The 14,521-nt window shown below is 71.2% G+C and carries 10 protein-coding genes; 8 read left to right on the top strand and 2 right to left on the bottom strand.

Translation table 11 applies throughout. The features are described from left to right. The first annotated feature begins 230 nt into the window (after positions 1 to 230). From ACFWY6_RS17065 to ACFWY6_RS17055, 3 genes are all read left to right on the top strand, one after another. A complete protein-coding gene (locus ACFWY6_RS17065) occupies positions 231 to 416 on the top strand; it encodes a hypothetical protein (protein WP_384690548.1) in 186 nt (61 codons plus the stop codon). A gap of 65 nt (positions 417 to 481) precedes the next feature. Then, entirely contained in the window at positions 482 to 3,610 is a 3,129-nt protein-coding gene (locus ACFWY6_RS17060) for an AAA family ATPase (protein WP_384690545.1), read from the top strand. 85 nt (positions 3,611 to 3,695) lie between these two features. After that, positions 3,696 to 3,977, top strand: a complete 282-nt coding sequence (locus ACFWY6_RS17055) for a DUF6191 domain-containing protein (RefSeq protein WP_384690542.1) — start codon at positions 3,696 to 3,698, stop codon at positions 3,975 to 3,977. A 1-nt stretch (position 3,978) separates the two neighbouring features. Here the strand turns inward: ACFWY6_RS17055 and ACFWY6_RS17050 are convergent, their stop codons facing one another. Together ACFWY6_RS17050 and ACFWY6_RS17045 are read right to left on the bottom strand one after the other, a co-directional pair. Then, positions 3,979 to 5,154, bottom strand: coding sequence for a PQQ-dependent sugar dehydrogenase (locus tag ACFWY6_RS17050; protein ID WP_384690551.1), 1,176 nt, complete (start codon positions 5,152 to 5,154; stop codon positions 3,979 to 3,981). Positions 5,155 to 5,313: 159 nt separating this feature from the next. Beyond that, positions 5,314 to 6,306: an aldo/keto reductase gene (locus ACFWY6_RS17045; protein WP_266871004.1), complete on the bottom strand. Its 993-nt coding sequence runs from the start codon at positions 6,304 to 6,306 to the stop codon at positions 5,314 to 5,316. Positions 6,307 to 6,401: 95 nt separating this feature from the next. On the opposite strand from ACFWY6_RS17045, the gene ACFWY6_RS17040 reads away from it, so the two are divergent. The 5 genes from ACFWY6_RS17040 (at position 6,402) to ilvC (ending at position 14,404) form a co-directional block, all read left to right on the top strand. Continuing rightward, positions 6,402 to 7,352, top strand: coding sequence for a 2-hydroxyacid dehydrogenase (locus tag ACFWY6_RS17040; RefSeq protein ID WP_384690538.1), 951 nt, complete (start codon positions 6,402 to 6,404; stop codon positions 7,350 to 7,352). Between the two features lie 368 nt (positions 7,353 to 7,720). Next, positions 7,721 to 10,660: a putative bifunctional diguanylate cyclase/phosphodiesterase gene (locus tag ACFWY6_RS17035; RefSeq protein ID WP_384690535.1), complete on the top strand. Its 2,940-nt coding sequence runs from the start codon at positions 7,721 to 7,723 to the stop codon at positions 10,658 to 10,660. Positions 10,661 to 10,894: 234 nt separating this feature from the next. Next, positions 10,895 to 12,745, top strand: a complete 1,851-nt coding sequence (locus ACFWY6_RS17030; RefSeq protein ID WP_384690532.1) for an acetolactate synthase large subunit — start codon at positions 10,895 to 10,897, stop codon at positions 12,743 to 12,745. Between the two features lie 29 nt (positions 12,746 to 12,774). Next, positions 12,775 to 13,302, top strand: coding sequence for an acetolactate synthase small subunit (ilvN, locus tag ACFWY6_RS17025; protein ID WP_266871008.1), 528 nt, complete (start codon positions 12,775 to 12,777; stop codon positions 13,300 to 13,302). Between the two features lie 100 nt (positions 13,303 to 13,402). Next, the gene (gene ilvC / locus ACFWY6_RS17020) at positions 13,403 to 14,404 is read left to right on the top strand and encodes a ketol-acid reductoisomerase (RefSeq protein WP_266871009.1); all 1,002 of its coding nucleotides are present in this window, start codon (positions 13,403 to 13,405) and stop codon (positions 14,402 to 14,404) included. Positions 14,405 to 14,521 lie beyond the last annotated feature (117 nt).

The raw sequence follows: 14,521 nt of genomic DNA, 5'->3' as shown, positions 1-14,521 counted from the left end.
TCCCCATTTTTGGGGGCCCGGGCGGGGGTGGTGGGGGGGGGGGGGGGGCCGCCGGCGGGGGGGGGGGGGCGTGGGGGGGGGGCCCCCCCACCCCCCCCCCCCCGCCCCATACGCCCCCCCGCCCCCTCAAGATGCGGCACTCTCCCGATGTGCCGACCCTCCCTGGCAGACGAAAGTAAGGGCATCGCAGAAAGCGAAGCCGGACACCGGAAGTCAGTCAGGGAGTCGACATGTTCGAGTACGAGATGCACCAGCTGCGCGCCGCGGACCTCGCCCGTGAGGCCGACCGCCGCCGCCTCCTCCGCGTGGCCCGCGAGGCCAAGGCGGACCGTGCCGAGCGCCGCTCGGTACGCCACGAAAGCGAGGGGCGGGTGAGTACGGGCCTGCGGCGGGCCGGATTCACGCGGGCCGCGTGATGAGCACGGGGGCATCTGCCCAGGGCAGAGGGATATCCCCTGCCAGGTTGGCCGCCTCCTGTGCGATGCTCACGCCTGTGGAGACCAGGTCCGTAAGCCCCGTGTTCGTCGGCCGCTCCGACGAACTGGGCGTTCTGAACGACGCACTCGCCCGTGCCAAGGGGAGCACCCCCGGCACGGGCGAGCCGCAGGCGTTGCTGCTCGGCGGCGAGGCGGGCGTCGGCAAGACGCGCCTCATCGAGGAGTTCACCGCGGCGGCATGCGCGCAGGGCGCCGTCGTCGCGATCGGCGGCTGCGTCGAGATCGGCGCGGACGGACTGCCGTTCGCCCCTTTCTCCAGCGCCCTGCGCTCCCTGCGCCGCGAGCTCCCCGAGGAGTTCGACGCCGCGGCCGCCGACCAGGAGGGCGAGCTGGCCCGTCTCCTTCCCGAGCTCGGTGAGGCGCCGCAGCGCCGCCGCGGCACCGACGCCCAGCACGACGAGGAGGGCATGGCCCGGCTCTTCGAGCTGACCGCCCGCCTCCTGGAGCGCCTGGCAGCCGACCGCCCGGTCGTCCTCCTCCTGGAGGACCTGCACTGGGCCGACGCCTCGACCCGCCACCTCCTCGCCTATCTCTTCCGCACGCTGCGCAGCGGCAGCCTCGTCGTCGTCGCGACCTACCGCGCCGACGACATACACCGCCGCCACCCGCTGCGCCCCCTGCTCGCCGAACTCGACCGCCTGCGCACCGTGCGCCGCATCGAACTCGCCCGCTTCAGCAAGAAGGAGGTCGCCCGCCAGATGGCGGGGATCCTCAGCGCCGAGCCCGAACAGTCCCTGGTGGACGACATCTTCGACCGCTCGGACGGCAACGCCTTCTTCGTCGAGGAACTCGCCGTCGCCTCGCACGGCAGCAGCTGCGCGAGCCTCACCGACTCCCTGCGCGATCTCCTTCTCGTACGCGTCGAAGAGCTGCCCGAGGACACCCAGCGGGTGGCGAGGATCGTCGCCGAGGGCGGCTCGACCGTCGAGTACCCGCTGCTCGCGGCGGTCGCGGAGCTCGCCGAGGACGACCTGATCGAGGCACTGCGGGCCGCCGTCGGCGCCAACATCCTGCTGCCTTCGCCCGACGGCGACGGCTACCGCTTCCGGCACTCCCTGGTCCGCGAGGCCGTCGGCGACGATCTGCTGCCCGGCGAACGCTCCCGGATCAGCCGCCGCTTCGCCACCGCCCTCGAAGCCGACCCCTCGCTCGTCGCCGCCGACCAGCGCGCCACCCGCCTCGCCAGCTACTGGTACCACGCGCACGACGCGGCGAAGGCGCTCCCCGCCGTGCTTCGCGCCTCCGTCGAGGCCCGCCGCCGCTATGCGTACTCCGAGCAACTGCGCCTCCTCGAACGGGCGATGGAGCTGTGGGACGACGCCCCCGAAGACGTATGCCTCGAACTGCGCCCCCTCGATTACGCCGAGGTCTACCCGGCCTGCGGCTGCGATCCCGCCACCACCCCGCTGCGCTACCTCGACCTCATGGCGGAGGCCGCCGTCGCCGGCCGTCTGTGCGGTGAGCGCGAACGTGCCCTGAAGATCACCAAGCGGGCGCTGCGGCTCCTGGAGGGGGAGTCCGACCCCCTGCGCTCCGCCTGGTTCTGGATCCAGCGCTCCCGGCTCACCTCCACCCTCGGCCGCGGCGACGGCTGGGCGGAGATCGCCACCGCCCAGGAGCTGGTGCGCGGCCTGCCCCCGTCGGAGGTGCACGCCGAGGTGCTCACCAACGTCGCCTCCTGGGGCATGCTCCACGACCCCGGCGAGGAGACCCTGGCTGCGGCCCAACGAGCCGTGGAATACGCCCGGATGGTCAAGGCCGAGGAGATCGAACTCAACGCCCGGCTCATCCTCGGCGGCCTCCTGGTCGACGCCGGCGACGTCGACGAGGGGTTCGCCGAGATGTACGCCGTCAGGCGGCGCTGCATGGAGCCCCCGGCCCTCGTCTCCCGGATCCCGCACATCCATGTCAATCTGCCGTCCGTCCTCGAAGGCGCGGGCCGCTCCCTGGAGTCCCTGGAGATCGGCGACCAGGGCATCGCCCTCTGCCGGAAGTACGGACTCACCGACACCGAGAGCTGGGTCCAGGTCAACAAGGCGGAATCCCTTGTCTCACTGGGCCGTTGGGACGAGGCGATGGAGGCCGCCGAGGCCGCCCGCCGTGGTGCGCTCAGCGTGAAGCCACGGGCCGGCGCCGCCCACCAGCAGGCCGTCATCGCCCTCGGCCGCGGCGATGTGCCCGAAGCCACCGCCCAACTGGCCGCCGCCCGCGCCCACTACGGCACCCACGACCGCATGCCCCAGTACTCCCTGCCCGTGGCCACCGTCGCCGTCGGCATCGCGGCGGTCGCCCCCGACCCCGCCTCGGGCATCACCGCCGCCCGTGCGGAGCTGGAACAGGCCATCGCCACCGGCTTCCCGCCCGGCACCCAGCGCTACGCCTGGCCACTGCTGCTCGCCGCCACCACCGCCGAGGCCGACACCCGAGGCCTGCCCGCCGCCGAGCCCGGCCGCGCCGAGGCCATCGAACGCATCCGCCTTGCCGCCAGAAACCTCCCCGCACCCATGCCCGTCTGGGCCGCCTACGAGCAGTGGGTACGCGCCGAACTCCTGCGCGCCGAAGACCGCGACACCCCCGCCGACTGGTCCGCCACGGTCACCGCACTCGAACCCCTCGACCGCCCCTACGACCTCGCCCGCGCCCGTCACCGCCTCGCCGAGTCCCTCCTCGCCACCTCCTCCGCCAGGGGCGCGGGAGCCGCCGGCGCCGACGCCGACCGCGAGCGCGCCGCCGCGCTGCTGCGACAGGCCCGCGAGGTCGCCGAACGCCTGGCCGCCCACCCCCTCGCCGAGGCCGTCACCGGGCTCGCCCAGCGCGCCCGCCTGCCCCTGAGCCCCGACAGCGCCGCGGCGAGCACACGCACCCCGCTCACCCCCGTCGACCCCGCCGAGGCCCTCGGCCTGACCAGCCGCGAGCGCGACGTCCTGCGCCGCGTCGCCGCGGGCCGCAGCAACCGCCAGATCGCCGAGGAGCTCTTCATCTCCCCGAAGACCGCGAGCGTCCACGTCTCCAACATCCTCGCCAAGCTGGGCGTCGCGGGCCGGGGCGAGGCAGCGGCCCTGGCCCACCGCCTGCGCCTGTTCCCACCGGCTGACGAGCGGGCCGCCGGCTAGCTGACCTGCCCCTTCTCCCGCCCCGGCCGGTTTCCGGCGGCCTCGCTTACGCTTGACTGCAGGATCTCGGCTCCAGGGAGGCGCAGTGTTCAACGCGATCGAGGCGCTGTTCGCACCAGGGCGCAAGCACACCGACGACGAGCAGAAGCGCCTGGAGATGACGCGCGTCGACCTCAACGACGGCGATCCGGGGCGAGGACCGATAGACCTGACGTCGGGCAAGGTGGTCGTACGCCCACCCGTGCCCTCGCCGCGTGCGGACGAGACCGCCGGCCCTGACGAGACGCCGGGCCCTGACGAGACGCCGGGCCCTGGCGAGACCCCCGGCCCTGAGGAGACGGCGCCCTCCGGCGAACCGGGCAGCTGAGCTACTTCACCTCCACCTCCAGGATCTTGTCGTCCCCCTTCTCCGGCGTGCCCCGTGAGTCCGTCTCGTTCGTGAGCAGCCACAGCTTGTCGCCGCCCGCCGCGAGCACGGTGCGCAGCCGGCCGTGCTCACCCTTCAGGAAGGACTGGGGCTCCACCGTCCCCTCCACGCCGAGCACCGGGATCCGCCAGAGCCGCTCGCCGCGCAGGCCCGCCATCCAGATCGAGCCCTCGGCGTAGGCGATCCCGCTGGGGGAGGCCTCGGAGGTCTTCCACTGGGCCACCGGGTCGTGGAAGCCGTCCCCTCCGCCGCCGTCCGCCTTGCCCTCGACCTTGGGCCAGCCGTAGTTGTCACCGGCCTTGATCTCGTTCAGCTCGTCCCAGGTGTCCTGGCCGAACTCCGCGGCCCAGAGCCGCTTCTCCTCGTCCCAGGCCAGGCCCTGCACATTGCGGTGGCCGTACGAGTACACGGGGGAGTCGTCGAAGGGATTGCCGGGGGCCGGGTCGCCGTCCGGCGTCAGGCGGAGAATCTTGCCGCCCAGCGACTCCTTGTCCTGGGCCAGATCGGTGTCGCCCGTCTCACCCGTGCCCGCGTAGAGCATCTTGTCCGGGCCGAAGGCGATCCTGCCGCCGTTGTGGATCATGCCCTTGGGAATGCCCTTGAAGACCGTGTCCGGAGCGCCGAGCTGCTCCCCGGACGGCTTCTTCTCGTCGTACAGCATGCGGGCGATGCGGTTGTCGGACTCCGTGGTGAAGTACGCGTACACCATGTGGTCCGACGCGTACGAAGGAGAGAGTGCGAGGCCCATCAGGCCGCCCTCGCCGCCGGGGGCGACGCCGGGCACCTCGCCGAGCTCGGTCTGCTTGCCCGTCTTCCCGTCGACGCGGGTGATCGTCCCCTCGTCGCGCGAGGACACCAGGAGGTCTCCGCCGGGGAGGGCCGCCAGGCCCCACGGTGACTTCAGGTTCTCCGTGAGCGTCTTGGTGACTTTCGCCGCTCCCTTCTCCGGAGGGGCGTCGGCGCGCGGCTTCCCTGTCGGGGTCCCGCTCGACTTCGCGGGGCTCGACTCGGCGCTCTTGCCTTCGCCAGGCGCATCACCGCCGGACGAACATCCGGCCGCGAACACAAGGGCCGCAGCGGCCAATACGGCGGTCACAGCAGGTCGTTGCACGATCAGGTTCCCTTCGACGCGGCGCTTCTACTGTTCATACACCGCTCGGCCCTCGCAGGTTCCCACCTCACCCGCACGAGATCGCGGACGCCGGGCCCCACCGGAACCAGACGCCCGACGCGCTGGATCAGCGGACGCCCCCCCGCACCGGACCAGACGCCGGCCTCAGTCCCACGACCCCAGCGCCGCGGGCAGCGCCGCGATCTCCGCCAGGTCCGCCGCGGTCAGCCGCACCGCCGCCGCCCCCGCGTTCTGCACCGCCCAGCGCTCCCGCTTGGCCCCCGGAATCGGCACCACGTGCGGCCCCTGCGCGAGCACCCACGCCAGCGCCACCTGCGCCGGCGTCGCCCCGTGCCGCTCGGCCACCCGGCGAAGGCCCACCACCAGCGGCTGATTGGCCGCCATCATCTCCGCGGTGAAACGGGGATGCCGGGCCCGCAGATCGTCCGGCTCGAAGCCCTGCCCCGGTGTCAGTGTCCCGGTGAGGAAACCGTTCCCCAGCGGCATCGCCGCCAGGAAGCCGATCCCTCGCGCACCGCACCACGGCAGCAGGGTCTGCAGCGCCTCCTGCGACCACACCGAGAGCTCGGCCTCCACCGCGCCGACGGGGAAGACCTGCTGGATCCGTTCGAGCTGGCGGATCGTTCCCTCGTGCAGCCCGCGGCCCTCGCGCCGCGATGCCCGGGCGCCCAGCGCACACAGCCCGAGGGCCCGCACCTTGCCCGCCGCGACGAGCTCCGCCATCGCGCCCCACGTCTCCTCGATGGGCACCTCGGGATCGGCGCGGTGCAGCTGGTACAGGTCGATGGTCTCGGTCTGCAGCCGCCGCAACGACGCGTCGCAGGCCCGCTTCACATAGCCGGGGCGGCCGTTGGCGACGATGTGCTGCTCGCCCACCAGGAGCCCGCACTTGGTCGAGACGAAGGCCTCGGCACGGCGCCCCTTGAGCGCCCGCCCCACGAGGTGCTCATTGGTGAACGGCCCGTACATGTCCGCCGTGTCCAGCAGCGTCGAGCCCTGGTCGAGTGCCGCGTGCACGGTGCGCAGCGACTCCTCGCCCCGCTGCCGCGAGCCCGTATAGGCCCAGCTCATCGGCATGCAGCCGAGTCCGATCGCGCCCACCTCGAGCGCTGCGGCGCCGATCGTCCTGCGGTCCACCTGGCCGTGCCCCCCACCTCTGTCCTAGCGGCCACCAACGTAACCTCTGCGGCACCGGACGCGGCGTGCGGCCTGTGCGCATTAGCCTCCTGACCATGACGACAGATGTATGGCTCCCCTTCCCCGCCGACGAGATCGCGGGCCTGCCGGGCGCGTCCGACACCGGGCTCAACTACCGCTTCTGGGACGGCGGCCCGGACTTTCCCGCGGATCCGGCCGACTGCGTCTTCTACGTGGTGCCTTACATGAAGGCCTCCGAGATCGCCGTGCGCCCGCTGCCCGCGATGACGTCCCTGCGCGTCGTGCAGACGCTCACCGCGGGCATCGACCACGTGGAGCCCGGGCTCAAGTTCCTCGCGCCCGGCGTGCGGTTGTGCAATGCCAAGGGTGTCCATGAGGCCAGCACGGCGGAGCTCGCGCTCGCCCTGACCCTCGCCTCCCTTCGGGGCATCCCCGGATTCGTGGAGGGGCAGCGACAGGAGGAGTGGCGGTCCGGGTTCTATCCGGCGCTTGCCGACAAGTCCGTGCTGATCGTGGGATACGGATCGATCGGTTCCGCCATCGAGGACCGGCTTGCCCCCTTCGAGTGCGCGCGGGTGGCGCGCGTCGCGCGCTCCGCCCGTGCCACGGAGCGCGGCCCCGTGCACCCGCTCGCCGACCTGCCGTCGCTGCTGCCCGAAGCCGACGTCGTCGTTGTCTCCACGCCCCTCACCGACACCTCCCGTGGCCTGGTGAACGCCGATTTCCTGGCCCACATGAAGGACGGCGCACTCCTGGTGAACGTCGCCCGCGGCCCCGTCGTCGACACCAAGGCGCTCCTCGCCGAACTGGAGAGCGGCCGCATCACCGCCGCCCTCGACGTGACCGACCCGGAACCGCTGCCCGCGGGCCATCCCCTGTGGCACGCTCCTGGAGTGCTCATCAGCCCGCACGTGGGCGGATCGACCTCCGCCTTCGAGCCCCGCGCCAAGCGCCTGCTCGCCGCGCAGCTGACCCGGTACGTGTCCGGGGAGCCTCTCGACAACGTCGTACTGACAACCCGGTAAAGGGCGTTGGCGAACCCTTCGAGCACGCTCCGCACCCGTGTGCGTGCGCCCCGTGTTCACAAAGCCGGTGACAGTCACTGAGCGTAGAGAGACTATGTCCCTGAGTGACGAGACTGGTGTATCGTCCCGACAGGGGCTGCGCCGTGGACCGTTCGGCGCCGGGGACGAGACATCAGACTGTGAGGGGGGCGACGGGCGATGCACGGCCAATGGGTGAACGATCCGACGCGGCGAGGCCGCCGGCGGCGACTCTCACGCGCAGCGGCTCGCATGCGGACGCGTTGCCGCCACACACACCACGACCCGCGGTCCCGCACCCGCGGGAGGCGGACGGACACGGCGGAGGCGGCGCGGACCAGGGCGGCCCGGTGAGCACCCGCCCGTCGCCCGCCACCCTCCTGGAGGCCGGCGCAGGCGTGGCGACGGCGCCACTGCCGCCCGGAGCGCCGCTGACCCGCCGCCCCGCACCCGGTGCCGGCTCGGGCCTGGTCTCGCAGATCGTGCTGCTCGTGGTCTGCGGCGGGTACGCGACGGGGGCCGCGATCGGCTGGGGGTCGACCCGAGCCGCCCTGGTCATGGGCGACTTCGGACTGAGCGTCGCCGCCGCGACCGCCGCGGTCTCCTGCTTCCGCTACTCCCGCACCCGGCGCAGCCGCTTTCGACCCGCGTGGCTGCTGTTCGCGCTCTCCTCCGCGATGGCGGCCCTGGGCAACGCCGTGTGGGGCTGGTACGAGGTCGTCCTCGAGGAGCCCGTGCCGAGTCCGGGCCTCGCGGATCTCTTCTTCCTCTGCTTCGCACCGCCCGCCATCATCGGCCTGCTCGTGCTGGCCAAGCGCCCGGTGACCAGGGCCGGTTGGGTCTGCCTCGCGCTCGACTCCTGGCTCATCGGCGGCTCACTGCTCACGCTCTCCTGGAGCCTGGCGCTCGCGCACACCGCGCAGTTCGAGGGACAGAGCGTCGCGCACGCCGCCCTCTCGCTCGCCTATCCGCTGCTCGACATCGCGCTGGTCAGCATGGTTCTCGCGCTGCACTTCAGGCGATCGTCCACCAACCGCACGGCGGTGAACACGGCGATCGGCGCCCTCGCGCTGACCGTCATGTGCGACGCGATGTTCACCTCGCCGCTGCTGCACGCCAGTTACCGCTCGGGGCAGATGCTCGACGCCGGCTGGTTCGCGGGATCGCTGCTCCTGGCGTACGCACCCTGGGCGACGCCCCGGCATCGGCACGGGGACGACGGGCACCACGCGCGCGTGGAGTGCGACAGCGCCCCGAAGGCGCCGCGGGCGCCCGCCACGCGTCCCATCGCCGGATCGCTGGCCGCGCTCACGCCCTATCTGGCCGCCGCCGTCTGCACGTTGGGGATTCTCTACAACGTCCTCAGCGGCCGCAGCGTCGACGAAGTCGTGCTGCTCACCGCGGGCACGGTCGTCCTCGCCCTCGTCGTGCGCCAGGGCATCATGCTCCTCGACAACATCACCCTCACCCAGGAACTGGCCCAGAAGGAGAACCACTTCCGTTCCCTGGTACAGGGTTCGAGCGACGTCATCATGATCGCCGCTCCGAACGGCATACTCCGCTACGTCAGTCCGGCCGCCGCGGGGGTCTACGGCCGGGAGGCCGATGAGCTCGTCGGCTCCGAACTCGCCTCGCTCATGCACCCCGAGGACCTGGGCCGCGTGGTCCACGAGGTCCGCAGATTCCTCGCCGCGAACCCCCTCGAAGAGCCCACGACCCGCATCGAGTGCCGCTTCAAGTCCGGCGACGGCGACTGGCTGAACGTGGAGTCCACGGTCAACCGCCACCAGGGCGGGCTCATCTTCAACAGCCGGGACGTCACCGAACGGGTGCGCCTCCAGGCGCAGTTGCAGCACAACGCCGAGCACGACCCGCTGACCGACCTGCCCAACCGCGCCCTGTTCACCCGGCGCGTGGGCCAGGCGCTGACCGGCCGCAGAGTGACCGACCGCGGTACGGCCGTGCTCTTCATCGACCTGGACGGCTTCAAGGCGGTCAACGACACCATCGGCCACCAGGCAGGCGACGAGCTGCTCATCCAGGCGGCCCGCCGCCTTCATGAGGCCGTCAGGTCGGGCGACTGCGCGGCCCGGCTCGGCGGCGACGAATTCGCCGCGCTGATCGTCGGCGACGGCACGCGCGACCAGGCCGCACGCGAGCAGCACATCTACGAACTCGCCGACCGCCTCAGAATCACCCTCTCCCAGCCCTACGCCATCGACGGCAACGACGTGCGGGTGGCGGCGTCCATCGGCGTCGCCTTCGCCGAACCAGGCATCGGCGCGGGCGAGTTGCTGCGCAACGCCGACCTCGCGATGTACCGCGCCAAGGCCGCGGGCAAGGGCCGCGTCGAGCTGTACGCACCGCAGATGCAGGCCGATGTCGTACGCAAGGCGGAGCTCGCCACGCGGCTGCGCACCGCCCTGCACGACGGCGAGTTCGCGCTGCTCCACCAGCCCGTGGTGTCCCTGGACGACGGGCGCATCACCTGCGTCGCCGCACAGGCCCGCTGGCGCTCGGCGCAGGGCATCCTCTTCACGCCCGCCGAGTTCCTGCGCGTCGCCGACACCACGGACGCCCAGGAGGGCGCCCGCACCGCCGAGCTGGGCCGCTGGATGCTCGAGGAGGCCGTCGAGCAGGCCGCCGAGCGGGGCCACACGGGCCACGCGACGCCCATCGCCGTCCGGATGAGCGCGCGCCGTCTGCTCGACCGCTCGATGCCGCTCGGCTCCATCGAGGCGCTCCTGACCCGGCACGGCCTGCCCTCCGGGGCGCTGATCATCGAGCTCGCCGACAGCGACCCCCGGGTGCCGCTCGACGAGCTGGAGCGGCGGCTGACCACGCTGCGCAGGCTCGGCGTACGCATCGCCCTGGACGGCTTCGGCAACGGCTATGCCGCGATCACGGCCCTGCGCAGGCTCCCCGTGGACGTACTGAAACTGGACCGCAGTCTCATCGAGGGTGTCGTCGAGTCCGCGCGGCTGCACAAGATCACATCCGGACTGCTCCGCATCGCGAGCGACCTGGGTCTGCTCTCCGTGGCCGACGGCGTCGATCTGCCGGAGCAGGTCGTCGCCCTGCGCGAGATGGGCTGCACGCATGGACAGGGCATGGCGTTCTCGGGGCCCCTCGACGAGTACCGGCTGCGCCGCGCGCTGTCCCTCGGGCGGTATCCGGTGCCGCACGGGCCGGTGGAGCCGGTCTTGGCGGGCGGCCCTTCGGGCGTCTTCGGAGGAGGTGCGGAGTCCTACGCCCGCTCACATAATGAGACCCCCGTCCCACCTACTTGACAGGCACAGCGTGCCGGGGAGAGGGTCAATGCCATGCGCACCCGAATTCTCGTACTTGGAAAGCGCGTCGGCTGAAGCTGGGACTCACCGGTCCGAACACCGGAATCCCTGCGACCGCTCCCGACGCGCTCCCCTCGCTTGCCTCACGGCACGAGGGGTTTTTTGTTGCACTGGCACCCGCCAAACCACCGCAAACACCCCGCAAAAACCCTCAGCTTCGAGAAGAGAATGCCGATGACCGAGCAGGCCACCGGGGCCCACCATCCGCAGCCGCGGCCCCGTTCCGGAGGACAGCAGTCCGCCCCCGTCGAGCACGTCACGGGTGCGCAGTCCCTCATTCGTTCTCTCGAGGAAGTCGGGGCCGACACGGTATTCGGCATCCCCGGCGGCGCCATCCTTCCCGCGTACGACCCGATGATGGACTCCACCCGCGTCCGTCACGTCCTGGTCCGCCACGAGCAGGGCGCCGGCCACGCGGCCACCGGTTACGCGCAGGCCACCGGCAAGGTCGGGGTGTGCATGGCGACGAGCGGCCCCGGTGCCACCAACCTCGTCACCCCGATCGCCGACGCCCACATGGACTCCGTGCCCATGGTCGCGATCACCGGCCAGGTCGCCTCCAAGGCGATCGGCACGGACGCCTTCCAGGAGGCGGACATCGTCGGCATCACGATGCCGATCACCAAGCACAACTTCCTGGTCACCAAGGCCGAGGACATCCCGCGCACCATCGCCGAGGCCTTCCACATCGCCTCGACGGGGCGTCCGGGCCCGGTCCTCGTGGACATCGCGAAGGACGCGCTGCAGGCGCAGACGACCTTCTCCTGGCCGCCGCAGCAGGACCTGCCCGGCTACCGCCCGGTGACCAAGCCGCACGCCAAGCAGATCCGCGAGGCCGCGAAGCTGATCACCGCGGCCAAGCGCCCGGTCCTGTACGTCGGCGGCGGCGTCATCAAGGCCCAGGCCACCGCCGAGCTGAAGGTCCTGGCAGAGCTCACCGGAGCGCCCGTCACCACCACCCTGATGGCGCTCGGCGCATTCCCCGACAGCCACCCGCTGCACGTGGGAATGCCGGGCATGCACGGTGCGGTCACCGCCGTCACCGCGCTGCAGAAGGCCGACCTGATCGTCGCCCTCGGAGCCCGTTTCGACGACCGTGTCACCGGCAAGCTGGACAGCTTCGCGCCGTACGCGAAGATCGTCCACGCCGACATCGACCCGGCCGAGATCGGCAAGAACCGCGCCGCGGACGTGCCGATCGTCGGTGACGCCCGCGAGGTCATCGCCGATCTGATCCAGGCCGTCCAGGCCGAGCACACCGCGGGCCAGAAGGGCGACTACACCGCCTGGTGGAAGGACCTCAGCCGCTGGCGCGACACCTACCCCCTGGGCTACGACCAGCCCGAGGACGGCTCGCTCTCCCCGCAGCAGGTCATCGAGCGCGTCGGCAAGCTCGCCCCCGAAGGGACGATCTTCGCGGCGGGCGTGGGCCAGCACCAGATGTGGGCCGCCCACTTCATCGACTACGAGCAGCCCGCCACCTGGCTCAACTCCGGCGGCGCCGGAACGATGGGCTACGCGGTCCCGGCCGCGATGGGCGCCAAGGCCGGTCAGCCCGACCGCACGGTCTGGGCGATCGACGGCGACGGCTGCTTCCAGATGACCAACCAGGAGCTCACCACCTGCGCCCTGAACAACATCCCGATCAAGGTCGCCATCATCAACAACGGCGCCCTGGGGATGGTCCGCCAGTGGCAGACGCTGTTCTACAACCAGCGCTACTCCAACACCGTGCTGCACGCGGGCCCGGAGGGCGACACTCCGCCCAACAAGGGCACCCGTGTCCCGGACTTCGTGAAGCTGTCGGAGGCCATGGGCTGTGTCGCCCTGCGCTGTGAGCGCCCGGAGGACCTGGACAAGGTCATCGCGGAGGCCAACGCCATCAACGACCGCCCCGTCGTGGTCGACTTCATCGTCCACGAGGACGCCCAGGTCTGGCCGATGGTCGCCGCCGGCACCTCGAACGACGAGGTCATGGCCGCCCGCGGGGTCCGCCCCGACTTCGGCGACAACGAAGACGACTGAGACCGAGAGCGAAAGAGAGACCCAGAGTCATGTCCACCAAGCACACGCTCTCCGTCCTGGTCGAGAACAAGCCCGGTGTCCTCGCCCGGATCACCGCCCTGTTCTCCCGCCGCGGCTTCAACATCGACTCCCTGGCCGTGGGCGTCACCGAGCACCCCGACATCTCCCGCATCACCATCGTGGTGAATGTCGAGGACCTGCCGCTCGAACAGGTCACGAAGCAGCTCAACAAGCTTGTCAACGTCCTGAAGATCGTCGAACTCGAGCCGGGCTCGGCCGTCCAGCGCGAGCTGGTGCTCGCCAAGGTCCGCGCCGACAACGAGACGCGCTCGCAGATCGTCGAGATCGTCCAGCTGTTCCGCGCCAAGACCGTGGACGTCTCCCCGGAGGCCGTCACCATCGAGGCGACGGGCAGCAGCGACAAGCTGGAGGCGATGCTCAAGATGCTGGAGCCCTTCGGCATCAAGGAGCTCGTCCAGTCCGGCACCATCGCGATCGGCCGCGGCTCCCGCTCCATCACGGACCGCAGCCTGCGGGCGCTCGACCGGTCGGCCTGAACTCGCCCCCGGGCGCGCCCGCATAGCGAGACCTGAAAACTTTCCTCCCCCCACCCGCCGTACGGTGGGTCGCAACACCAGCACACATAGGAGATTCCCAGTGGCCGAGCTGTTCTACGACGACGACGCCGACCTGTCCATCATCCAGGGCCGCAAGGTCGCGGTCATCGGATACGGCAGCCAGGGCCACGCCCACGCGCTGTCGCTCCGTGACTCGGGTGTCGACGTCCGCGTCGGTCTGCACGAGGGCTCCAAGTCCAAGGCCAAGGCCGAGGAGCAGGGCCTGCGCGTGGTGACGCCCGCCGAGGCCGCCGCCGAGGCCGACGTCATCATGATCCTGGTTCCGGACCCGATCCAGGCCCAGGTCTACGAGGAGTCCATCAAGGACAACCTCAAGGCCGGCGACGCGCTGTTCTTCGGCCACGGCCTGAACATCCGCTTCGGCTTCATCAAGGCCCCCGAGGGCGTCGACGTCTGCATGGTCGCCCCGAAGGGTCCCGGTCACCTGGTCCGTCGTCAGTACGAGGAGGGCCGCGGCGTTCCGTGCATCGCGGCCGTCGAGCAGGACGCGACCGGCAGCGGCTTCGCGCTGGCGCTCTCGTACGCCAAGGGGATCGGCGGCACGCGTGCGGGCGTCATCAAGACGACCTTCACCGAGGAGACCGAGACCGACCTGTTCGGCGAGCAGGCCGTGCTCTGCGGCGGCACCGCCGCCCTGGTCAAGGCGGGCTTCGAGACGCTGACCGAGGCCGGCTACCAGCCGGAGATCGCGTACTTCGAGTGCCTCCACGAGCTGAAGCTCATCGTCGACCTCATGTACGAGGGCGGCCTGGAGAAGATGCGCTGGTCGGTCTCCGAGACCGCCGAGTGGGGCGACTACATCACCGGCCCGCGGATCATCACCGACGCCACCAAGGCCGAGATGAAGAAGGTCCTCGCGGAGATCCAGGACGGCACGTTCGCCAAGAACTGGATGGACGAGTACCACGGTGGTCTGAAGAAGTACAACGAGTACAAGACCCAGGACGAGAACCACCTCCTGGAGACCACGGGCAAGGAGCTCCGCAAGCTCATGAGCTGGGTCAACGACGACGACGCGTAAGTCGTAGGCAAGGGCCGGGGCGCGAGGCCCCGCCCCAGAGACCAGAGTGTGGGCAAGTGTGGCAACCCCACCCAGATATACAAGCGCCCACGAGCCGAAAGAGAGAACACTACGCCC

The sequence above is a fragment of the Streptomyces sp. NPDC059037 genome (genome assembly GCF_042740015.1).
Lineage (GTDB): Bacteria > Actinomycetota > Actinomycetes > Streptomycetales > Streptomycetaceae > Streptomyces.
This window is presented reverse-complemented; position numbering and strand designations above follow the sequence as displayed.

Excerpts from the sequence above, each read along its gene's own strand:
- ACFWY6_RS17065 (WP_384690548.1), top strand. The coding sequence starts at position 231 with ATGTTCGAGTACGAGATGCACCAGCTGCGCGCCGCGGACCTCGCCCGT.
- ACFWY6_RS17060 (WP_384690545.1), top strand. The coding sequence starts at position 482 with ATGCTCACGCCTGTGGAGACCAGGTCCGTAAGCCCCGTGTTCGTCGGC.
- ACFWY6_RS17040 (WP_384690538.1), top strand. The coding sequence starts at position 6,402 with ATGACGACAGATGTATGGCTCCCCTTCCCCGCCGACGAGATCGCGGGC.
- ACFWY6_RS17030 (WP_384690532.1), top strand. The coding sequence starts at position 10,895 with ATGACCGAGCAGGCCACCGGGGCCCACCATCCGCAGCCGCGGCCCCGT.
- ilvN (WP_266871008.1), top strand. The coding sequence starts at position 12,775 with ATGTCCACCAAGCACACGCTCTCCGTCCTGGTCGAGAACAAGCCCGGT.